Annotated in this window: 21 protein-coding genes and 1 riboswitch; of the genes, 13 read left to right on the top strand and 8 right to left on the bottom strand. The window is 29.6% G+C overall.

Going from position 1 to position 21,456, the window contains the following annotated elements:
• Window positions 1-16 precede the first annotated feature (16 nt).
• Both CLFE_RS01735 and CLFE_RS01740 read left to right on the top strand, forming a co-directional pair.
• On the top strand, window positions 17-1,321 hold the full coding sequence (locus CLFE_RS01735) for a right-handed parallel beta-helix repeat-containing protein (RefSeq protein WP_077894211.1): 1,305 nt from the start codon (window positions 17-19) through the stop codon (window positions 1,319-1,321).
• Window positions 1,322-1,488: 167 nt separating this feature from the next.
• Window positions 1,489-1,572, top strand: a riboswitch (cyclic di-GMP riboswitch).
• Between the two features lie 31 nt (window positions 1,573-1,603).
• Window positions 1,604-2,044, top strand: a complete 441-nt coding sequence (locus CLFE_RS01740) for a hypothetical protein (protein WP_077894210.1) — start codon at window positions 1,604-1,606, stop codon at window positions 2,042-2,044.
• A gap of 206 nt (window positions 2,045-2,250) precedes the next feature.
• Here CLFE_RS01740 and CLFE_RS01745 read toward each other — a convergent pair whose 3' ends face one another.
• Window positions 2,251-2,769: a nitroreductase family protein gene (locus CLFE_RS01745; RefSeq protein WP_077851440.1), complete on the bottom strand. Its 519-nt coding sequence runs from the start codon at window positions 2,767-2,769 to the stop codon at window positions 2,251-2,253.
• A 49-nt stretch (window positions 2,770-2,818) separates the two neighbouring features.
• The gene (locus CLFE_RS01750) at window positions 2,819-4,069 is read right to left on the bottom strand and encodes a siderophore synthetase (RefSeq protein ID WP_077894209.1); all 1,251 of its coding nucleotides are present in this window, start codon (window positions 4,067-4,069) and stop codon (window positions 2,819-2,821) included.
• A gap of 154 nt (window positions 4,070-4,223) precedes the next feature.
• Here CLFE_RS01750 and CLFE_RS01755 point away from each other — a divergent pair, with 154 nt between their 5' ends.
• Window positions 4,224-5,582: an MATE family efflux transporter gene (locus CLFE_RS01755; protein WP_077894208.1), complete on the top strand. Its 1,359-nt coding sequence runs from the start codon at window positions 4,224-4,226 to the stop codon at window positions 5,580-5,582.
• A 69-nt stretch (window positions 5,583-5,651) separates the two neighbouring features.
• Window positions 5,652-6,293, top strand: coding sequence for a TetR/AcrR family transcriptional regulator (locus tag CLFE_RS01760; RefSeq protein ID WP_077894207.1), 642 nt, complete (start codon window positions 5,652-5,654; stop codon window positions 6,291-6,293).
• Here the strand turns inward: CLFE_RS01760 and CLFE_RS01765 are convergent.
• Window positions 6,267-7,280 carry a LacI family DNA-binding transcriptional regulator gene (locus CLFE_RS01765; RefSeq protein ID WP_077894206.1) on the bottom strand — a complete coding sequence of 338 codons (1,014 nt, stop codon included), beginning with the start codon at window positions 7,278-7,280 and terminating at the stop codon, window positions 6,267-6,269. The two genes, CLFE_RS01760 and CLFE_RS01765, sit on opposite strands and share 27 nt — an antisense overlap.
• Window positions 7,281-7,408: 128 nt before the next feature.
• On the opposite strand from CLFE_RS01765, the gene CLFE_RS01770 reads away from it, so the two are divergent.
• The 3 genes from CLFE_RS01770 to CLFE_RS01780 all read left to right on the top strand — a co-directional run bounded on the left by CLFE_RS01770 (window position 7,409) and on the right by CLFE_RS01780 (window position 10,450).
• Window positions 7,409-8,371, top strand: a complete 963-nt coding sequence (locus CLFE_RS01770; protein ID WP_077833609.1) for an L-lactate dehydrogenase — start codon at window positions 7,409-7,411, stop codon at window positions 8,369-8,371.
• Between the two features lie 167 nt (window positions 8,372-8,538).
• Window positions 8,539-9,255, top strand: coding sequence for an ABC transporter ATP-binding protein (locus CLFE_RS01775; RefSeq protein WP_077894205.1), 717 nt, complete (start codon window positions 8,539-8,541; stop codon window positions 9,253-9,255).
• Window positions 9,256-9,271: 16 nt separating this feature from the next.
• Window positions 9,272-10,450 (top strand): ABC transporter permease, encoded by a 1,179-nt coding sequence (locus CLFE_RS01780; RefSeq protein WP_077894204.1) that lies wholly within the window; start codon window positions 9,272-9,274, stop codon window positions 10,448-10,450.
• 224 nt (window positions 10,451-10,674) lie between these two features.
• On the opposite strand, the gene CLFE_RS01785 is transcribed toward CLFE_RS01780, so the two are convergent.
• Window positions 10,675-11,868: a S8 family peptidase gene (locus CLFE_RS01785; RefSeq protein WP_077894203.1), complete on the bottom strand. Its 1,194-nt coding sequence runs from the start codon at window positions 11,866-11,868 to the stop codon at window positions 10,675-10,677.
• 130 nt (window positions 11,869-11,998) lie between these two features.
• On the opposite strand from CLFE_RS01785, the gene CLFE_RS01790 reads away from it, so the two are divergent.
• Entirely contained in the window at window positions 11,999-12,190 is a 192-nt protein-coding gene (locus tag CLFE_RS01790; protein ID WP_077833605.1) for an FmdB family zinc ribbon protein, read from the top strand.
• 50 nt (window positions 12,191-12,240) lie between these two features.
• On the opposite strand, the gene CLFE_RS01795 is transcribed toward CLFE_RS01790, so the two are convergent.
• The 4 genes from CLFE_RS01795 to CLFE_RS01810 all read right to left on the bottom strand — a co-directional run bounded on the left by CLFE_RS01795 (window position 12,241) and on the right by CLFE_RS01810 (window position 16,456).
• Complete coding sequence (locus tag CLFE_RS01795) at window positions 12,241-12,672, bottom strand: DMT family transporter (protein ID WP_077833604.1); 432 nt, start codon at window positions 12,670-12,672, stop codon at window positions 12,241-12,243.
• Between the two features lie 50 nt (window positions 12,673-12,722).
• On the bottom strand, window positions 12,723-14,750 hold the full coding sequence (locus CLFE_RS01800; RefSeq protein ID WP_077894202.1) for a thioredoxin domain-containing protein: 2,028 nt from the start codon (window positions 14,748-14,750) through the stop codon (window positions 12,723-12,725).
• Between the two features lie 467 nt (window positions 14,751-15,217).
• Complete coding sequence (locus CLFE_RS01805) at window positions 15,218-15,688, bottom strand: dUTP diphosphatase (RefSeq protein ID WP_077833599.1); 471 nt, start codon at window positions 15,686-15,688, stop codon at window positions 15,218-15,220.
• 219 nt (window positions 15,689-15,907) lie between these two features.
• Window positions 15,908-16,456 (bottom strand): 2'-5' RNA ligase, encoded by a 549-nt coding sequence (locus CLFE_RS01810; RefSeq protein WP_077850822.1) that lies wholly within the window; start codon window positions 16,454-16,456, stop codon window positions 15,908-15,910.
• Between the two features lie 143 nt (window positions 16,457-16,599).
• Between CLFE_RS01810 and CLFE_RS01815 the strand changes: the two genes are divergently transcribed.
• The 5 genes from CLFE_RS01815 to rlmH all read left to right on the top strand — a co-directional run bounded on the left by CLFE_RS01815 (window position 16,600) and on the right by rlmH (window position 20,398).
• The gene (locus tag CLFE_RS01815; RefSeq protein ID WP_077833597.1) at window positions 16,600-16,761 is read left to right on the top strand and encodes a DUF1540 domain-containing protein; all 162 of its coding nucleotides are present in this window, start codon (window positions 16,600-16,602) and stop codon (window positions 16,759-16,761) included.
• Between the two features lie 236 nt (window positions 16,762-16,997).
• Entirely contained in the window at window positions 16,998-18,254 is a 1,257-nt protein-coding gene (murA, locus tag CLFE_RS01820) for a UDP-N-acetylglucosamine 1-carboxyvinyltransferase (protein WP_077833596.1), read from the top strand.
• 32 nt (window positions 18,255-18,286) lie between these two features.
• A complete protein-coding gene (locus tag CLFE_RS01825; RefSeq protein ID WP_077894201.1) occupies window positions 18,287-19,072 on the top strand; it encodes an MBL fold metallo-hydrolase in 786 nt (261 codons plus the stop codon).
• 251 nt (window positions 19,073-19,323) lie between these two features.
• A complete protein-coding gene (locus CLFE_RS01830; RefSeq protein WP_077833594.1) occupies window positions 19,324-19,824 on the top strand; it encodes an SEC-C metal-binding domain-containing protein in 501 nt (166 codons plus the stop codon).
• Between the two features lie 94 nt (window positions 19,825-19,918).
• Window positions 19,919-20,398: a 23S rRNA (pseudouridine(1915)-N(3))-methyltransferase RlmH gene (gene rlmH, locus CLFE_RS01835; RefSeq protein ID WP_077850824.1), complete on the top strand. Its 480-nt coding sequence runs from the start codon at window positions 19,919-19,921 to the stop codon at window positions 20,396-20,398.
• Window positions 20,399-21,456 lie beyond the last annotated feature (1,058 nt).

The following is a 21,456-nucleotide window of genomic DNA, read 5'->3' on the forward strand; positions in this document are numbered from 1 at the left end:
TTTAGGAGGGATATACATGAAAATTGGTAAATTAAAATTACAAATGGTTTTTTGTTTGGCATTTATTATGATTATTGCAGGTTCAGCAAAATTAAAGGCACAACAAATTGATAGTACTTGGACAGTAATAAATTCAACTAATTATTCAGGAACATCTTTAAATAATGCTTTGAATGCACTTATAGCACAAGGCAAAACTAAATTTTATATTTCAGACGGAGTATATAATTTAGACGGTAACATAGTAATAAATCAACCCAATATAATTATACAAGGACAATCAAAAGATAATACAAAATTAGTACAAACTAATGCATCAAGAAATACTATAGAGATTAGCAGTGATAATGTTCAAGTATCGAATTTGAATATTAATAATCAGGCCGGAGGTATTTCAGTATCATGTCATAATTCAAATAATGTTAGCGTTGAAAACTGTGCAATTTATGGAGCAAAAAACAATCACGCAGTAGTTTTTGTAAAGGATGGAACAGATGATATAGCAGATGTAGAAAACAATAACTTAAATTTAAATAACATCGTAGAAAAAAATCAAATTTATTCAAACTATGCAGGAGATGGAGTTTTCTTTTCAAAGCAAGGATATGGAACTTTAGATAACAATGTTATCATTGGTACTAGAGTAGCATTTTACCTATCAAGAAATTCTGAAGTTTCATATAATGTAATAGAAAATTCACCAACTAACGGAATCAGATATGCTGTTCCTGCTTATGATAATAAAATAGTTGGAAATACAATAGAAAACTCAAATTACTCAGGTATTTCAGTTGCAAGAGAAAATACAGCAGCTACTCCTACAAATTATAGAGCAAATAACTTAAAAATTGATAATAATACTATAATTGGAGCAAGGTACTTTGGAATTGAAGCAAGTAATTTAAAGGGTTCTGAAATGGTAGGAAACAATATAGATTCACCAGATTATAATGGTATATATGCTCTTTATTCGGATGCATTAACAATTTCACAAAATCATATAAGTAACTCAAACTATAATTTAAAGGGCGGAAAGCTTAACTCATGGGATACCACATATGATTCTGGAATAATGATAGACTATATGGTAACTAATTCAAACATAGATAGTAATACAATTATTAATTTAACTAATAGTTGTCCATTTGGAGTAAGGATACAGCCAGACCCATCCAATACTTATAACAATATCACAAACAATACGATAAGTGGATATTTTGATAATGCTATATCATCAAAAGTGGAGTCACCGTTTTATAATGTTATAGGAACTGATAATACAATTAGTTTAATACCTCAACCAACATCACTTAACAAATAAAATTAAGTAATATTAACAATTTAAGGAGAAACGTCAGAAAAATTCATGCGTTTCTCTTTTTTTCTGCAAAAAACGATAAAAAAATATATTTTTTTTAAAATTACCTATTAAGTAAAAAGAAAAATATACGAAAAGAATATTGTTAAGAGTTTTACAAGGGTAAAAAATTAAGCGTTGGAAACTATGAAGAATTCCCTTTACTTGGGCACCTGGGAAATTCGGAGTTAGTGGTGCAACCGGCCAACAATAATTAGGAATTAATTATTGGAGGAGAGATGCAAAGTGAAGATTTTTAAAACCCTTATTCTTAAGAAACATAATAACGATAAAGGGGGTGGATGCGTAAAAACCCAAAATAATGATGTTTCTTCGAAATTTATGGATTTAGGATATTACAAAAGTAATTTTCAGGGTATAAATAAATTAGATAGAAACATTGAAGGTTCAAATGTAAAGGGTATTAGAGGATTCAATGAGAATTTACAATGGTATGCAGAGGGTGTTGAAGAATTTAATGAGATTTTAGATTTGAGTGAAGATGGTATTAGAGAATTTTATGAGATTTTGAGATTAGATAATAAAACAAGGGAATTTTATGAGAGTTTAGATATAGAAAGAGAAAAAACAGTAGATACAATTAAAAAACATAGAATTAATGTCACCAATAGTTTGGGTTCTGTAGTCGTCATCCCCACCGGAAACAATATTTATAAAACCGTATGATTTTTTAGATTATATACAAGGTAACTTATTAATTAAGAATTATCCCAAGCTATACTATCCAAACATATTGATGATAATTAATCACATTAGTAATATTATTATTGATATCGAAGATTTAACATCTATTTTGGGTGTACAGTTTTTAAGAATATAAAAAGAGGAAATAAGCTTTATTTAAGCTCATTTCCTCTTTGTTTTTATGGGTTTTAATATTTGTTGTTATGAAGTTTGTTATAAGGTAAGTTTTCATCAGTATAAGCAGGTCTTTTTTCATCTGGATAGCCTATTCCTATCATACATTCCACTTTTAGATTTTCAGGTATGTTTAAAAGTGCCTTTATAAAGTCTTCAGTAGTTTCGTTTTCATTTCTATCTCTGTTTCTTACATGACACCAGCAAGAGCCAAGACCAATAGAGTGAGTTGTAACTTGAATTAAAGTTGAAGCAATAGAGGCATCCTCTATATAAGCATCAGTAACTTCTGGATTTCCAACAACAACAATAACTAAAGGAGCGCCTTTAAGAAATTGACTTCCCATTTTTCTTGCAGTAGAAAGTTTTTCAATTAAATTTCTGTCTGTAACAGTTATGAATTCCCAAGATCTTTTACCCATAGAAGTTGGAGCTAAGAGTGCAGCCTTTAGAATAGTATTAATTTTTTCTTTTTCAATTTCTTTATCCATATATTTTCTTATGCTTCTTCTAGTTTTTAATAAATCTATCATTTTTTTACCTCCATTAAGTTTATATGAAAATTATAACATTTAATTGTTTTTACAGTAAAAGTTCATTATCAAAAATAGTGAAGAAATCATTGATATTTTTCTTGTCCTCTAGGGTACCATATAGGTTTATGCTTAAGGTAATAGTATTATCATAAGTTGTTGCAGCTAACTGAAAATAAGGTTTATATTTTATGGAGCCACATATAAAAGTATTTTGTATCTTAGTTCCATTAAAACAAAGCCTTTTACTATCTATAATTCCTATATTGGTCATTCCTATAAGGGGATTATTAAAATGAGAGGATAGTAATTTTTTCAATCTAGTATAACTAAGTACTTTGAAAAGAAGAGAGATTTTAACAAGACCATTTAAGCCAATGAAATTCTTCTTTTTCAAATTCATATTAGCATTCACTTTTTTTGCAGTATCGTAGAAGGTATCATTGTCTTTACATTCAATTGTACTTATAACTGTAGAAGTTAAATTACAAAGGGAATTTATATTCCTTGATTTTAAATGCTTTCTCATATCTACAGCAACAGAAATGCTTAGTTTTTGATTGTTTAAAATTTTATAAATTACCCTGTAAAAGGCGGCAAGGAGTACATCATTTATAGTAAACCTATTAGATTTGCAGTAGGTTATAATGTTTTTAAACCTATTACTATCTAAGGTATGTGTTAATATAAAAGCATTAAAAGACTCTTCTTCCTTCATAGGAAATTTTAAATCAATAAAGCCGTTACTTTCATGATTTTGAGTTATAAAACTTTTAAACTTATTAATTAAGTTAAACTCATTAGTTATTAACTTAATACTTCGATTACCATCTAGCACCAAAGTAGGGGAGTAATCAATATTAGCTATAAGTTTAGAGTATATGTCACATAAAGTATATAGGTACTTTTTAAAGCCAGCAGCATCACATATCATATGATTCATTAGTATAGCAAGCTTATGATTTTCTGATTTAAGTAAATAGGCTTTAACTTGAACTTCTTTTGCCTCATCAATTTTAGAAGTTAGCAATCTATTGAACTCATCTTCGGTAGTAGTAAGAGTTAGAATATTATCAAAGTCTATATTAGAGAGTTCTTCCCAATATGGTTCTGGTACGTTTTCTACATATCTGGTTTTTAAAATAGGAACTACGTCTAGAGTGGTTAATAGTGCTCTTTTCAGAACATTTACATTGATTTTTCCATCAAAATTTATAACGCAGTGTAGAACATGATCATTAAATTTATAGGTTTTAAACAGAAATTGAAGTTTATCAAAAATTTCAGCTTTAAATTTCATATAAAATCTCCTTTAGAGTGTAATCAATAAAATAATTATACTATAAAAGAATGGATTTAAGGAAAAATATTCAATAAAATAATTGACTTAAGTCAGTCAAAGAGTTAAAATATAATTGACTTAAGTCAGTCAAAGAATTTTAGGAGGAAAAAATATGTCTAAAGTTAATGAAATAGAAAATGAACAGGTTAAAAAACTTTTATTTAAATTTTCAATGCCAGCTATAATAGCTATGTTAGCAAATGCACTTTATAATGTTTGTGATAGATTATTTGTAGGTATGGGCGTAGGGGTACTTGGAATATCAGCTATAAGTATAGCCTATACTGTAACTTTAATAATAATGGGGTTTTCTATGTTAGTTGGATTAGGAGCAACTTCTCTTGTATCAATAAAATTAGGAGAAAAGGATACAGAGGCCTGTGAGAATATTGTTGGCAATACCTTTGTCTTGATTTTTATAGTATCAGGTATTTTAATGATTTTAGGATATGTTTTTTTAACACCTATTTTAGTATCGCTGGGGGCAAAGGGTAAGGTTTTATATTATACAAAAATATATACAGAAATAATAATACTAGGAATTCCATTTCAGGTTTTAAGTTATACAATGAATAACATTTTAAAAGGACAAGGAAGAGCTAAGAGAGCAATGGTAAATCTTTTGGTATCAGTTATTTTAAATACAATATTAAATCCGCTATTTATATTTGTATTTAAGATGGGAATAGCAGGATCAGCTTTAGCAACTGTAATTTCAACAGCAATTTCATCAACGCTTCCAACAAGTACCTATTTTACTAAAGGTGCGCTCATAAAGATTCATGTCAAGAATTTAAAGCTTAGAAAGAATATAATTAAGGAATCACTAAGTATGGGAATCTCGGGGTTTATAATGCAAATTTCTATGAGTTTAATAGTTATTATAATAAATAAACAATGTTTAGTTTATGGAGGAGATAATGCAGTAGCTGTTTTTGGAATTTTAAATAGCTTTAGCCTTCTAATATATATGCCTATATATGGTATAAGTCAAGGTATGCAGCCTATAATAGGATACAGCTATGGAGCAAAAAAACATGATAAATTATTAGAAACGCTTAAACTCTCAACAATATCTGCAACTATTTTTGCTGTAATAGCGTTTATTGTATTTGAAGTGTTTAGTAAAAATATTTTTTCTGCTTTTGCAAAAGGAACAGAGGCAATAATAAATATGGGAGTACCAGCAATTAGAATGTATTCAATAAGTATTCCTTTGTTTGGCATAATCATTATTTTTTCCACTTACTTTCAATATATAGGTAAAGCTAAGTATGCAATAATATTAACTTTACTTAGACAAGTGATAATTATTATACCCTTACTTTTTATAGTACCTAAGTTCATGGGTAGAAATGGGATATGGTTAGCAAATCCTATAACAGATGTTATTACAGCGATATTAGCTATTGGTTTAGTATACTTTGAAATAAAAAATATAAAAGCAGTAAAGACACAACTTTATATATAGAGGATTTGACTTATGTCAATCAATAATATATAATTTCAATCAGATTTATATATTAGGGAGGCCTTTTACGTGAGAATATCAAAAAATCCAGAGGAAAGAAAAAGTGAACTCATGGATGCAGCTGAAAAGTTGTTTGCTACCGTTGGATATAATAAAACGTCGGTAAGTGATATAGTTAAGAAAATTTCTGTTGCACAGGGTACTTTTTATTACTATTTTAAATCTAAAGAAGATATATTTATAGCTATTTTTGCTAGAAAATCAGATATTATTTTTAGTAAAATAAAAAGAGAATTAGAAAATGAAAAGTCAAATGCAATGGATAAGTTAATAAAAGCAGTAAAAATATATATAGAGGGTAAAAGTAAAAAATCTGATATTGATGACAAACTTATTGAAGCACTTCATTTAGAAGAAAATGCAGGACTGCATTATAGAACCATTATTTATACTATAAAAACTCATCTTCCTTTATTTGCAGATATAATAAAGCAGGGAGTTAAAGAAGGATTATTTAATACAGAATATCCAGAGGCAGTAGCAGAACTTTTAATTACTCAAATTAATTTTACCCTTGATCCAGGAGTTTTTAGACTTGATATGGAAACAATGCTGAATAAATCTGAAGCATTAATCAATATTATAGAGAAAGTTTTGGAAGTACCTAAAGGAAGCTTTATAATATCACTTACAGGATTCTCTGATAATTAAAGGTGCATCAAAGGTAAGTGAAGTTGGATTATAAATTTTTCCATTAAGTAAGTCAGATATAAGTTTTATAGAACCTTCTGCCATTTTTTCAATAGGTATATCAACTATAGTTATGGAGGGATTGCTAAATTCAGTGTAGTCATTGTCAGTCATGCCTATAGCTATGAGTTCAATATCGTCAGGTACATTTATTTTTTCTTTGTTTAGTACGTTAATTACACCTAGAGCTATGCTGTCGGAATTGCAGAATAATGCTTTAGGTGTATTTTTTAATTTAAGAAACTCTTTTGCAGCATAGGCTCCTCCTTTTATAGAATTATCAGAGCCTATTATATAATCTTCCGATAGTTCAATTCCATAGTTTTTACAAGTTTCTATAAATCCTTTATTTCTATTAGCCATAGATAAATTTAAAGATTTTGTTAGTATAGCGCCAACTTTTTTATGGCCATTCTTATTAAATAAATCTGCAGCTATTTTTCCCATATTATAATTATTAACATTTACAGAAGAATATTTTTTAGAGAGTCTGTTAAATAATATTATAGGTAGATTTAGGGAAGTATTGTTTAGATACTCTAAATCACAATTTGATACATTAGCAATAATTGCAGCATCAAAGCTATTCTCACTCTGAATACCTTTTTCAAGATGAAGACAGTTGGTTTTATATGGGCAAATAACAACATTATAGTCATTATCTGATTTTGTAAGTTCACTATAAAGTCCTCTTAAAAAGCGAGACATTATATTAACACTAATGTCTGAAGACCAATATAATGCTATTGTAGGCTTACTACGAGAGTCTTTGCTTCTAAGCTTTCTAGCTGCAATATTTGGGTGATAATTTAATTTTTTTACAGCGTCCATAACTTTTTTTTGAGTTTTTTCTGATATATTTCGTTTTGCCGAATTACCATTTAAAACTATGGACACAGTACTTGGTGAAACACCAGATAATTTTGCAACATCCTTTATTGTAGACATTTTATCACCCATTTCTTTAAAATCTTATTATATATTTTTGCACATTTTTACCTAAAAGTAAATAATATTGACTTGGGTATAACGTTATACTAAAATTATAGTTAGTATTTAACGAAGGGGGCAAAACAATGAATTTTGTTAAAAATAAGTTAGTCGTAGTTGGTGCAGGTATGGTGGGATCAGCAGTTTTAAATTCTGTACTTTCACTTAATCTTTTATCAGAAGTTGTTATTGTAGATATAAATGATAAAAAAGCTCAAGGAGAAGCGCTTGATGCAAGTCATACCACTTCTTTTGCATATAGTCCTAATGTAAAGGTTAGGGCAGGAAGTTATGAAGACTGCAAGGATGCTCAGATAGTTGTTATAACAGCAGGACCAAGCTTAAAGCCAGATGATAAATTAGATAGACTAGTTCTTGCGGATACAAATGTTAAGGTTACTGATTCAATAATGAAAAATATAGTAAAGTACACTAAAGATGCAATTATAATTGTGGTAACAAATCCAGTTGATATTGCAACGTATTATTGTCAAAATAATTTTGATTATCCTAAGAATAAGATAATGGGTACAGGAACACTTCTTGATACTGCACGTATGAGAAAAATTATTGGAAAGAAATATAATGTGGACAGTAAAAATGTTCATGGTTATGTTCTTGGAGAGCATGGTGGTTCTTCATTTACATCCTGGAGCGATGTTAATATTGCAGGAATTCCTTTTGATAAATTAGATGATATTTTCAAAGTAGAAGCACACGCAGATAAAGAACAAATAGACACTGAAGTTAGAGATTCAGGAATCGAAGTTCTTAAACTTAAGGGATATACAAGTGCAGGCATTGCAATGAGCGTAAGTAGACTTGTAAAAGCAATACTTTTAAATGAACAAAGTATTCTTCCAGTTTCATCAACACTTGAAGGGGAATATGGTATAAGTGATGTAGCATTGAGTATACCATGCGTTATAACTTCTAATGGAATAGAAAATAAGCTTGAAATTCCATTAAGTGAAGATGAAATTGATAAGTTAAATAAAAGTGCTGATAGTTTAAAAGAAATAATAAAGGGACTTAAAGATAATAAATAGGTTAATATATATAAGAGCATGTATTTTTATAATATGTGCTCTTTGTTTTTATAATTTTTATTAAAAAGTGACTTAAGTAACTTTTTGAATTACTTAAAGGACTACAAGGTTGTACTAGAATTTTATAGAATATATTCATCGGAAATAAATTTGAGGAGGATAAAGTTATGGTAGAAGTTAAAGGGCTTACAAAGAAGTTTAAAAATATAACGGCCGTTGATAATATAAGTTTTGAGGTTAAAGAGGGAGAAATTGTTGGACTTCTTGGTGAAAATGGAGCAGGAAAAACCACAACTCTTAGAATGTTAGCTACAATGCTAAGGATAACAGAGGGCAAGGCAATTATAAATGGATATGATACTAAGAAGGAAGCTGATAAGGTAAGAGGGGAGATCGGAATACTTTTTGGAGGCGAGGTTGGAATTTATGACAGACTTACAGCAAGAGAAAATATTATGTATTTTGCAGAATTAAATGGAATGTCAAACAAAGTTGCTAAAGAAAGTATAGAAAATTTAACTAGAAGTCTTCAAATGGAGGAGTACATCGATAAGAGGGTGGGCAAATTTTCCAGAGGCATGAAGCAAAAGGTATCAATCGCAAGGTCAATAGTTCATAATCCTTCAGTAGTGCTTTTTGATGAACCAACTACAGGATTGGATGTCAGTGCTTCAAGAATTGTTCAAGACTTTATATTACATTGTAAAGAGGAAAATAAAGCGGTGGTTTTTTCTAGTCACAGTATGCCAGAGGTAGAAAAGCTTTGTGATAGAGTTATTATAATTCATAAAGGAAAAATAGTTGAGCAAGGAAATATTGAGGCACTTAAAAAGAAACACAATAACAATAATTTAGAAGAAGTATTTTTAGAGTTAATAAAGTAGGTAAGGGGGAGATAATATGAAAAATACTACAATGATAGTTTTTAAAAAGGAAATTAAGGATATATTTAGAGATAGAAAGACGATTATTTTCAGTATACTTGTGCCAATGCTTTTACTTCCGCTGATATCATTTTTTATGTCTAATGTGGTTAATAAGAGTGAGAAAAATGTAAAAGAAAACTTGAAAATTGCCATAGTGGATAAGGGAAGTAGTTCGCTTGGAGGTTATTTAAAGAAACAAAAAAATATAAAAATAGTTAAATCGAACAATATAAAAAGCGATGTTAAAGATGGAAAAATATTAGTAGCTGTAACTATTCCAAAGAATTTTGATGAGGAGCTAAAGAAAGATACTAATACAAAAATCACTTTAACCTATGATAATTCTAGTACAGATGCTATGACAGCCTATGATATTATTAATTCTTATGTAGATGGATATTCAAAGTCAATAGTGTCTATGAGGCTTACTAAAAGAAATATAAATCCAGAAGTATTAACACCAGTAAAAGTTAATGTAGATAAAACTCAAAAGGATAGTGGAGCAGGAGCACTTATGGTTACTATATTAGTACCACTTTTATTAATGTTATATAGTGCAACTGGAGTTGTCGGACCATCTGTTGACTTAGGAGCAGGAGAAAAAGAAAGAGGAACTCTTGAACCACTTCTTACAACTAAAGCAAGTAGACTTTCAATATTATGGGGAAAGATTTTAGCAATAAGTGTGGTTGGAATAATAATATCCCTAGCATCCCTTGTTGGTGTATGTATTACTATAAATCAAAAGGGTGGAATGTTTTCAAGTGGAAGTGGTATAAATTTAGGATTAGAGACTATAGTACTTATAATGATTCTTCCAATTATAACTACAATTGTTTTTGGAGCTATTGAACTTGCTATAAGTATTTATGCAAGATCCTTTAAGGAAGCTCAAACTTATCTAAGTCCTGTAACTATTATATCTATAGTTCTTGTTTATTTAGTAATGATGAAAGATCCTAAGAATATAGAAATGCTTTATTTCAATATACCAATAACAAATGCAACCTGTCTAATAAAAGAGTTTTTAGTAGGAATACACAATTACACTCATATAGCAATTACCTTTGGTTGGATGATTGTTTATTTAGTAGCTGCACTTTCCTTTGCAAGATATATGTTTAATAGGGAAGAAGTTATATTTAGATCATAAATTATAAGATCCCCGAAATTATTAATTTCGGGGATAATATTTAGACAAATGATTTAACTAGAGTATACAACATGATAATTGGTTTATATAAAAATCTTTCTAGATAAATCATTTGATTGCAAAGTTGTTTATAAATAATATGTGCAAATTTCAAAAATTAATTCATGAATTACTGAAAAATAAAACATGTATATAATGTAGAAATATTTAAATATTACATATATTTAATTTAATAGAGAATTTATATCTATTAATCCTGCACCTTGCTGCCATTTTGGAATTTTAAGAAGATTGCAAGATGTTTTTAATATAGAAACTGCATCTTTATAAGATAAGTCTGGAGATTTCTCGAATAATAAGGCTAAAGCAGCGCTTACATAGGCAGCACTACAAGATATTCCCGTATATTTAGTATACGGTTTTTTTAATTCTCTAGGGTATATTTTTCTGTCGTTTCTCTCTGATATATAGCTATCATCGCAATTAAGTGAATTTAAATCTGTGCAAGGAGCACATAAATTTGGTTTTTCTAGCGCTGTAAGTGGGCCTGAAGCGGAGTAAGTATAAGATTTAAAACCTGAATGAATATTTATTCCGGACACTGTTACACAATGAGGCAAGGCTGCTATGGAACGTATGGAACTTTTAGTATTTTTATTACTTCCGCTTGGTAAAACAATAACTATATTTTTATCAGCCGCTGTTTTGAAGGTTTGTGAAAACATAGATAACAAAAATGAATTTTGAAAAAATCCCTCAAAGGGTAGACAAATTATTTTTATATTATGTTCACTACTTTCGTTTATTAAAATCTCTAATGCTGATAGCACTGAAGAAGTATACGCTCTACCGTTTTTTTCAAAAGCTTTTATCATGTATAATTTTGAATTATAGGCAAGTCCTTTAATGTCGCCTTTAGAACTTTTACCACTTCCAGCTATAAGCCCACTCATAAAGGTACCATGTCCGTTATCGTCATAAGGGTAATTTAGTCCATTTATTAAATCAACAAAGTTATCTATTTTAGGCATAGGGTATTTAAGGTCATAATGAGGATACACACCAGTATCAACAATACCAACACATACGCCTCTTCCAGAAAAGGTTGTGCTATTTTTTAAGCTAGAAGTGTAGTTTGAGGAAGATTCTGAGGCACATATAAAACAAAAATCATCAATGGTTATATAGTCAACCTCTGGATACTCTATAAGCCTTTTTATTGCATTTGAAGATATATCAGCAGATATACAATTATTAAGCTTTACAGAGTGAAAAATTGTACTTTTGTAGGATTTTAGTCTAGAAAGTATTCTATCTTGAAACTTTTTGCAGTGAACTATAACTCTTATGGATTTGTAAGTATTTTCATCAAGTATAGTTTTAAGGTTTGGATCTAATTTGTGTTTTAAAGATAACATAGTATTTCCTCAATAAAGTGCTATACTATATTATATTAACAAATTAAATAAATGACATTGTTTATTTGAATTTATAAAGCGAATGAAATATAATTAAGGGGAAATTACATAAGAAAGGGGAAGGATATAGGTGCCATTAATAGACTATAAATGTTCAAATTGTGGAAATCAATTTTTTGAGATAGTAAGCAGTCCTGATGAAAAAGCTAAATGCCCAGAGTGTGGTAGTGAGGATTCAGAAAGAATATATAAAGGTAAGTTTTACGGAAAAAATGGAGGCAATTGTACGGGAAACTGTGCTTCATGCGGAGGATGTCATTAGAAATTTAAAGCTAAACTTATTAATAACACTGTATAAGTTTAGCTTTTTAATTATCCCTTTATCTTAAAGAATATTATGCCTGCTAGCATAAGGATAACCCCTATGATTTTTGTTGTGCCAAAAGTAATTTTATCAGTATCAAATAAACCCAAAAGGTCAATTAAGGCAGCAGACAATAATTGAGCAACTAATATTACACTAATAGAGTAGGTAGGACCCAGGGAAGATACTCCCATCATAACAGTAAAAATAATTGCAGCACCAAGTATTCCACCTGTTAAATATAATTTATTAGCAGTCATAATCTGCTTGAAGTTACCATTTCCATATATTAAACAAATCACAAGAGTTACTAAAAGAGCTGTGCCTTGAACCCATGCATTCGTTTCCCATAAGCCTATTTTTTCACTAAGTCGAGTATTGAAAATTCCCTGAAGACTCATGCAAATACCAGAGATTATAGAGCATATAATGCCAATCATAAAAAATCACCTCAAGTATATTTTTACCTAAGGTGATTAAATTTATTATATCAAAGTAGTTTTTTTAAATCATTTATGTTTGTAATTGGATGTTTACAAGAGAAATTCTCGCATATATAAACAGTTGGTTTATTATCTATGGTAATATAATCAGAAATAAAACTACAGGTATTCTCTAAAGATTTATCACCTTTTATATAGTAAATAAATGTTGAAAGAGGATTATATTTTTCATTAATTATGTTAAGAAATTCCTTTGATTTACTATCATCACAGGATGAAACTAGAACAATTTCCTTGGATTTATTTTGTAAAAATAATATTGAAAGCAAAGAAAAAGAATATTGGATAGGAAAGTCTTCTATTTCCTCATTAAAAGCTTCAAGTAATTCTAAACACTTATTTTCTAAATCATAATTTCCTGTTAATCTAGATAATCTTATAAGATTTAAAGCAGCAGTAGAATTTCCTGATGGTAGTGCTCCATCATATATCTCTTTTGGTCTTAGTATCAATTTTTCACTATCAGTTCCGTAAAGGAAAAGTCCTTTATTCTTTTCATCCCAAAAGTACTTTATCATATCATCATTTAATTTTATAGCCATTTCTATATATTTTGCTTTATGAGTAGCTTCATAAAGCTCTATTAATCCCCATATAAAAAAAGTGTAGTCTGTTAAATAACCTTTTATATCAGCTCTGCCGTTACGATAACTTGATAGAAGTCTTCCATCTTCATTAATTAAGTTATTAAATATAAAATTTGTTGCTTTTTCAGCTGCGTTAATATAGGTCATATTTTTGAAGCTTTTTCCACCAAAAGCCATAGCTGCAATCATTAATCCATTCCAAGAGGTTAAAATCTTATCGTCCTTATGAGGATGAACTCTTTTTTCTCTGTACTCAAATAGCTTATTTCTACAATTATTTAAAAAATCTTTTTCCAATTCTACATCAGAGGAATTAATTAAATTTAGTATGTTTTTTCCTTCAAAGTTACCTTTATTTGTTACATTGAAATGTTTTGAAAATTTCTCACCAGCCTCTTTTCCAAGGATGCTAATTATTTCATCTTTAGACCATACATAAAATTTGCCTTCAATTCCTTCTGAATCGGCATCTTCACCGCAGTAAAATCCACCTTCATTGGAAGTCATATCCCTTAATATGTAGGTAAATATCTCTTCCGCAATATTTTTGTACTTATTATTATTTGTTATTTTAAAGGCTTCAATATAAGCATAAACTAAAAGTGCATTATCATACAGCATTTTTTCAAAGTGAGGGACAAGCCAAGTATCATCTACAGAATATCTACTAAAACCATAGCCAATATGATCATATATTCCGCCGCTATACATTGAATCTAAAGTTTTAAGTGCAATATTAAGAGCGGTTTTATTATTTGATAGATAGGAGTATCTCATTAAAAAAATTAAATTATGTGGAATTGGAAATTTTGGAGCAGATCCTAAACCTCCATGTATATCATCAAAATGTTCTTCAAATAGAGAAAAAGCTTCATTTAAAATTTCGGTTGATAGCTTTTTTGAAGTAGTTTGATGATGTGCATTTAGAGTAGCTACAATTTTATTTCCTATAGTTAACAGTTCTGTTTTGTTTTGAGTCCACTGATAAGCTATAGTTTCTAAAATACTTATCAGTCCTTCCATATGCATGTTGTCATTTTTAGGTATATAGGTTGCTGCAAAAAACGGTTTTTGCTCAGGTGTCATTATTATGGTTAGTGGCCACCCCCCACTACCTGTAAGAGATGAACATACTTTCATATAAATTTCATCTATATCAGGCCTTTCCTCTCTGTCTACTTTAATTGAGATGAAATTTCTATTTAAAATTTTAGCTACATCATCATCTTCAAAGCTTTCTTTTTCCATTACATGACACCAATGGCAAGTACTGTAGCCTATACTAAGAAATATTGGTTTGTTTTCTGATTTTGCTTTTGAAAATGCTTCATCACACCAAGGGAACCAATTTACTGGATTATGGGCATGTTGTAGTAAATAAGGAGATTTTTCATTAATCAATTTATTACATTGTATATTAGCTAACACGCTTATATCATCTTCCTTTCACTATAAAATATTTATCTTTTATTATTTGTTATTAGCTTATTAAATATTACATGTAATAAAGAAACCTTATTTTAATTATTAATATGATGCCAATTTTCAATTATTGGAATTATGGAAAAGGAGTATGGTTTTTGGGTAGGATTTAGCTTTAATTATTTTGCCATGAATCTTTTGGGTATTAGTAAGAAAAAAGGAGATTTGAAAAATTTAAATAAATATAAAAAGGGATGATTATAATAAGTTTGTATGCATATTAAAATATTATTTGTAAATGAATTGTCTATTTATGAGAGTATTATAAGATAGGGGGGTACAAAGAGCTATAAACGTATGAATTATAAATTGAAAGTCCTTAGGTATATAAAAAAATGGCGATTTTTCTGCAATTATTAATATGTAAGATAGTCTTGCAGAAAAATCCCTCGTAATTATCTCAAATAATAAAATTACATTTGCCTTATAAGTTCAGTTTTCTCTATATATTCATTTTCAATTTCAGAGTCATCAAAGCCTAAATTCTTACCTAGATTTATGAAATCTTGAAAAAGAGTTATATAGTTATCTTTTGAAGAGCATATTACAAAATCATTTATATCGATGAATAGACCTAAAAATTGGTCAACCATATTGGGAGAGAAGCTTGAATCAGGCAAATTAAATTCAATATACTCCTTATCGAGGCCGATACTTAGAATAAAATGCAAACAATTTATGTATTCTTTTAAAATTGCATTTCTTTCGCATTGAACTTCATTATTCCAATAATTAAAACATCGAGTTTTACCTGCAAGTTCACCAAATTGCACTTGAAGAGCTAAGGTTTTTTGTGAATATAGATTTTCATTAGATAAATTTCTTTGATTTATTAGTGTTTTGTCTAAATTTTTTTGTAAATGAAAAAGCTTATTTAAATTCATGAAAATGAGCCGCCTTTCTTTTACTCTTAGTATACTTATTATTTTATATTAAAGTTGAAAATAAGAAAAGCACTCCTAAACGATTACAATAAAAAACTTTTAAAATTGTTTGAAATTTATAAAAAGGGAAACAAAAATAAAAGGCACATAAACATAACAATATATTAAAATATTTTCACGTTTATATACCTTTATAATTATAATCAAATGAGGAGAATATTAAAAATCTCTAAGTTGATATTTTTTTACTAAATACATTTTTCTATGTCCTGCCATTTTACAAAGATCAAAACTTTCAATTTTTAAAAACGAGTAGTTTTTTTCTGGAATAGTTTCTAAAGTAGCAGCAGATTCTTGTTCTAGAATGTTCTTAAGTTGATAGTTCCCATTAGCAAGAGGAATAAATAAGTTATATTCCTTATGGGGCATTGAAAACTTAAAACCTCCGTAGTGAAGCTTTTCGTTAGTATTTCTAATTATTCTATTTATGTAACCTTTGTTTTCAACCTTTAAAGATACCATTTTACTTGATGAATTATATGCTAAATGTATTTTGTCTATTTGTACTTTGAACTTCTTATATATAGAGAGTTCATCTTTTATGATTGAGTCTAATTTATCAAGATTGGGTTCATCTAGCATCTGAAGAGAAACGTGAAGGTTTGGAATTCTTTTATATAATTTATACTTTTTACAGGCATTCCTTTGGATGGTTTCAACGTTTAAATAAGAGTCTTTTGTAAATGAAGCAATTAAACAATATTTCATCAGTATCCTCCACAATAAAATAAACTATAGTCTAAAAAATTTCTAATTACTATTATAACATACATAATAATAATTTGCTTAGAATAAAATCTACATTTTTTGCAATAATAATTTTGTACTAAAATTTTAAGGAGGGATTTTTCATGGATCACAATTCAAGTATAGGATGTAATGTTTCAGAGTGTAAATTTCATTGTAAGGATGACAATTACTGTACATTAGATCAAATAAAGGTAGTTAAGCATAGTAGCAGAGCTCAAGAGGTTGAGCATACAGATTGTGGAAGCTTTAAAGTAGAAGGTTAGTATAAAAATAAAACTCTTATAAAATATAGTAAAAGTGTATAAAAAAGTTACCCAAAAGTGTTAAAAAATGAGGGTAACTTTTCTTATTGATGTTAAATAATTGTAATTATATAAAAAATACATATAATGTTTTAAAATATTAAACAAGTATGATATAATATACTTTGTGATTGTGGGCAAAGAAATTTAACGAAAAGTTTACATAGATAAAAAAATTAATAAGGATGGATATTGTAATGGACAAGTTAGTTGTTAATGGAGGTAATTCTCTCTTTGGGAGTGTTGAAATCGGAGGAGCCAAAAACGCTGCAGTAGCTATACTTCCAGCAGCGATAATGGCAAGCCAAGGAATTAGTTGTATTGATAACATACCAGATATTCAAGACATTCAGCGTCTTGAAAGAATAATAACTAGTTTAGGCTGCAAAGTAAAGAGAGTGAAAAATACTCTTGAAATAGATAGTACTAGTGTTACTAGTGTAGATGCAGATACTGAAGATGGAAGCAAAATGAGAGCATCATACTATCTTATAGGTGCGTTACTTGGAAGATTTGGAAAAGCAAAAGTAGGTCTTCCTGGAGGCTGTCCTATAGGAGTTAGACCTATAGATCAGCATATTAAAGGATTTGAAGCGCTTGGTGCAACTGTAAAAATAGTTCATGGAACATTAGAAGCAGAAGCAGAAAAGCTTGTAGGAACTAATATATATTTTGATGTAGTTAGTGTAGGTGCAACTATAAATTTAATGCTTGCGTCTGTTTTTGCAGAGGGAACTACTGTGCTTGAAAACGCAGCAAAAGAGCCTCATATAGTTGATGTAGCCAATTTTTTAAATAGTATGGGAGCAAATATAAAAGGAGCAGGTACAGATGTTATAAGAATAGCTGGAGTTGAAAAACTTAAGGGCTGTAATTATAGTGTTATACCTGATCAGATAGAAGCAGCTACGTATATGATAGCAACAGCTGCATGTGGTGGATGTGTAACAGTTAAAAATGTAATACCAAAACACCTTGAGTCTATTTCTGCGAAGTTGATAGAAATGGGAGCAGATGTAAAAGAAGGAGACGATTATGTAACAGTAGAGTCACATAAGAATCTTAAGGGAGTTAATATAAAAACTCTTCCTTACCCAGGTTTCCCAACAGATGCTCAACAGCCAATGAGTACGTTACTTTCTATTTCAAAAGGTAGAAGTATAGTTAATGAAAGCATATGGGAAAGCAGACTTAAACATGTGGATGAGCTTAAAAAGATGGGTGCTAACATAAAGGTAGAAGGAACAGTGGCAATAATAGACGGAGTTGAAAAGCTTACAGGTGCTAATGTTAAGGCTACAGATTTAAGAGCTGGAGCAGCTATGGTAATTGCAGCATTAGCAGCAGAAGGTGTAAGTGAAGTGTCATGTATAGAACACATAGACAGAGGATACCCTCATATAGAGGATAAGTTTAGGGAACTCGGAGCGAATATAAGAAGAGAAAAAATATAAAGGACAATCATTGTCTAAGGTAGAGGATAATTATGAAATTTTGTTCACTTTATAGTGGAAGCAGTGGTAATAGTATATTTGTTGCGTCTGATAACTCGAAAGTACTTATAGATGCAGGACTTTCAGGAAAAAGCATAGAGAAGGCTTTAAAGGAAATAAATGAAGATCCGCATGATATAGATGGTATTTTTATAACCCATGAGCATTCGGATCATATAAAGGGTGTAGGAGTGCTATCAAGAAAGTACAATATACCCATATATGCAAATGAGCTTACATGGAAAGCAATGATAAATAACATAGGAAAAATAAAGGACGATAATATAAAGATACTATCGCAAGATTACATAGAGATAAAAGACATGAATGTTTTTAATTATAAGATACCTCATGATGCAGCTGCGCCATGTGGATATAAGGTTATAAGTAATACCAAATCAGTTTGCGTAGCAACAGATTTAGGGTATTTTTCCGAAGAAGTAAAAGCTACAATAAGTGATGCAGACGTAATTCTTCTAGAAAGTAATCATGATGTGGAAATGCTTAAATTTGGGCCATATCCATATCCGTTAAAAAGAAGAATTTTAAGTAATGTGGGTCATTTATCAAATGAAGATTGTGGTAAAGCTATTGTGGATATAGCTAAAAAAGGCAAGAAAAAAATTATCCTAGGGCATTTAAGTAAAACTAATAATTATCCTGATTTAGCATATAAAACAGTTGTTAATGAACTTAATGAAAACGGCATAGAAATAGATGGAGATATTTCTATTAGTATGGCAAAACGTGATATGCCTAGTAATTATATCGAATTCTAAGGTGGGTAGCTTTAACAAAATATTATCCTTTTTAGTAAAAAATATTAATAAATAGTGATGATATTAGCATTTTATATGGAAAATATGACATATTTAAACCTAGAAACAAGAAGCGTGTAAAATACTCAAAGAAGTTGACTAAATACTCAAAAACAAGTAAAAAATAATAAATCTTGGTTTCTATGTAAATTGAAAAGATTTGGAATTGTTATTATAATAATAGTAATATTAAGTCAAAAGGAGAATTAATTATGAGTTTATACAAAGATTGGACAGATAGAGTTGTGGATTATGTTAAACATAAAGGAGAAGCAGCGTTCTGGAAAGATTACGGCGAAGTAGAAGGTAATATATATAAAAAGCTTCTTGCAAGTCATAAAAAAGAAGTAGAAGGAACTATTGAAGCATTAGCTGCTGAATATGGTTCAGATTCAATATTTTTTATGGGTTTTCTTGATGGGATAAATGAAAGTATAAAAGAACCTTTAGATCTTGAAAAGCTAGAGGTAACTTCAAATATAAAATTCGAAATTGATTATGAAAAATTATATTTCAATATGTTAGAAGCAAAAGCAGAGTATTTATATGAGCTTCCTCAATGGGAAGGAATCTTCTCAAAGGAAAAGAGAAAAGAAATAAAAGACAGCTGGAAGAACTCTAAAACATACGTAAATAAAAACAAGGTTGGAAGAAATGATCCATGCCCATGCGGAAGTGGAAAGAAATATAAGAATTGTTGCGGAAAAAATTAGTACATAGTTAAATTTAAATGAAAAATTAGTATATATAAAAAGTGATAGATTTTTAGTCTATCACTTTTTGAGTATGTATAGTAAGGAGTCAGAGATGAATATAACACTTATAACAGTAGGAAAACTTAAGGAGAAATATTTAAAAGATGCAGTAAATGAGTATGCCAAAAGACTTCAAAAGTATTGCAAATTAAACATTATAGAACTTCAAGATGAAAAAACTCCAGATAGAGCCTCTGAAAAGGAAGAATTGCTTATAAAGGAAAAGGAAGGCGAGAAAATACTTTCTTCTATAAAGGACAATTCTTACGTTGTTGCTATGGATTTAAAGGGTAAGATGTTTTCGTCAGAAGAGTTCTCTAGTTTTATAGATGACTTAGGGGTAAGAGGAAATAGCAATATTGATTTTGTAATAGGTGGATCGCTTGGGCTTTCTGAGGCTGTTTTAAAAAGAGCAAATTATAAATTGTGTTTTTCAAAAATGACTTTTCCTCATCAGCTTTTTAGGGTTATGCTTTTAGAGCAGGTTTACAGGGCATTTAGGATTAGTAGGGGAGAACCATACCATAAGTAGACGTGAATTAATTTTTTCTCAGTACGTTAAAAAAAGCTTATAAACCTAAAATTGAAATTTCAAGAAAACTAATAACTTTAAATAACTCGCATACGCTCAGACAGATTTAAAGTTCTAAGCCTTCATGAAATTACAATTAAGATTTATTAAGCTTTTTTTAAATGCACATTCGAAAAATTCAATTCACTGGAGAGATGGTTGTATGAAGGGTGAGGTTGTAAGGGGAAAGTATATGGAGAGAGGGACTGTTCGCTCATTGCATTCGCGGAGGCGTGAACTGGGTGAGAGAATAAACTTCGAGGAAAGATAATAACTTTAAATAACTCGCATACGCTCAGACAGATTTAAAGTTCTAAGCCTTCATGAAATTACAATTAAGATTTATTAAGCTTTTTTTAAATGCACATTCGAAAAATTCAATTCACTGGAGAGATGGTTGTATGAAGGGTGAGGTTGTAAGGGGAAAGTATATGGAGAGAGGGACTGTTCGCTCATTGCATTCGCGGAGGCGTGAACTGGGTGAGAGAATAAACTTCGAGGAAAGATAATAACTTTAAATAACTCGCATACGCTCAGACAGATTTAAAGTTCTAAGCCTTCATGAAATTGCAATTAAGATTTATTAAGCTTTTTTTAAATGCACATTCGAAAAATTCAATTCACTGGAGAGATGGTTGTATGGGGGATGAGGTTGTAATGGGAAAAGTATATGTAGAGAGGGACTGTTCTCTCATTGCATTCGAGAAGGCGTGGACTGGGTGAGAGAATAAACTTCAAGGGAAGATAACAACTTTAAATAACTCGCTGCCCGTAACAGATTTAAAGTTCTAAGCCTTCATGAAATTACAATTAAGATTTATTAAGCTTTTTTTAAATGCACATTGGAAAAATTAATTCACTAGAGAGATGGTTGTATGAGGGATTGAGGTACTGTTCTCTCATTGCATTCGAGAAGGCGTGGATTGGGTGAGAGAATAAGCTAAGCTTCAAGGGAAGATAATAACTTTAAATAACTCGCTGCCCGTAACAGCTTTAAAGTTTTAAGCTCTCATGAAATT

Source organism: Clostridium felsineum DSM 794 (assembly GCF_002006355.2).
Lineage (GTDB): Bacteria > Bacillota > Clostridia > Clostridiales > Clostridiaceae > Clostridium_S > Clostridium_S felsineum.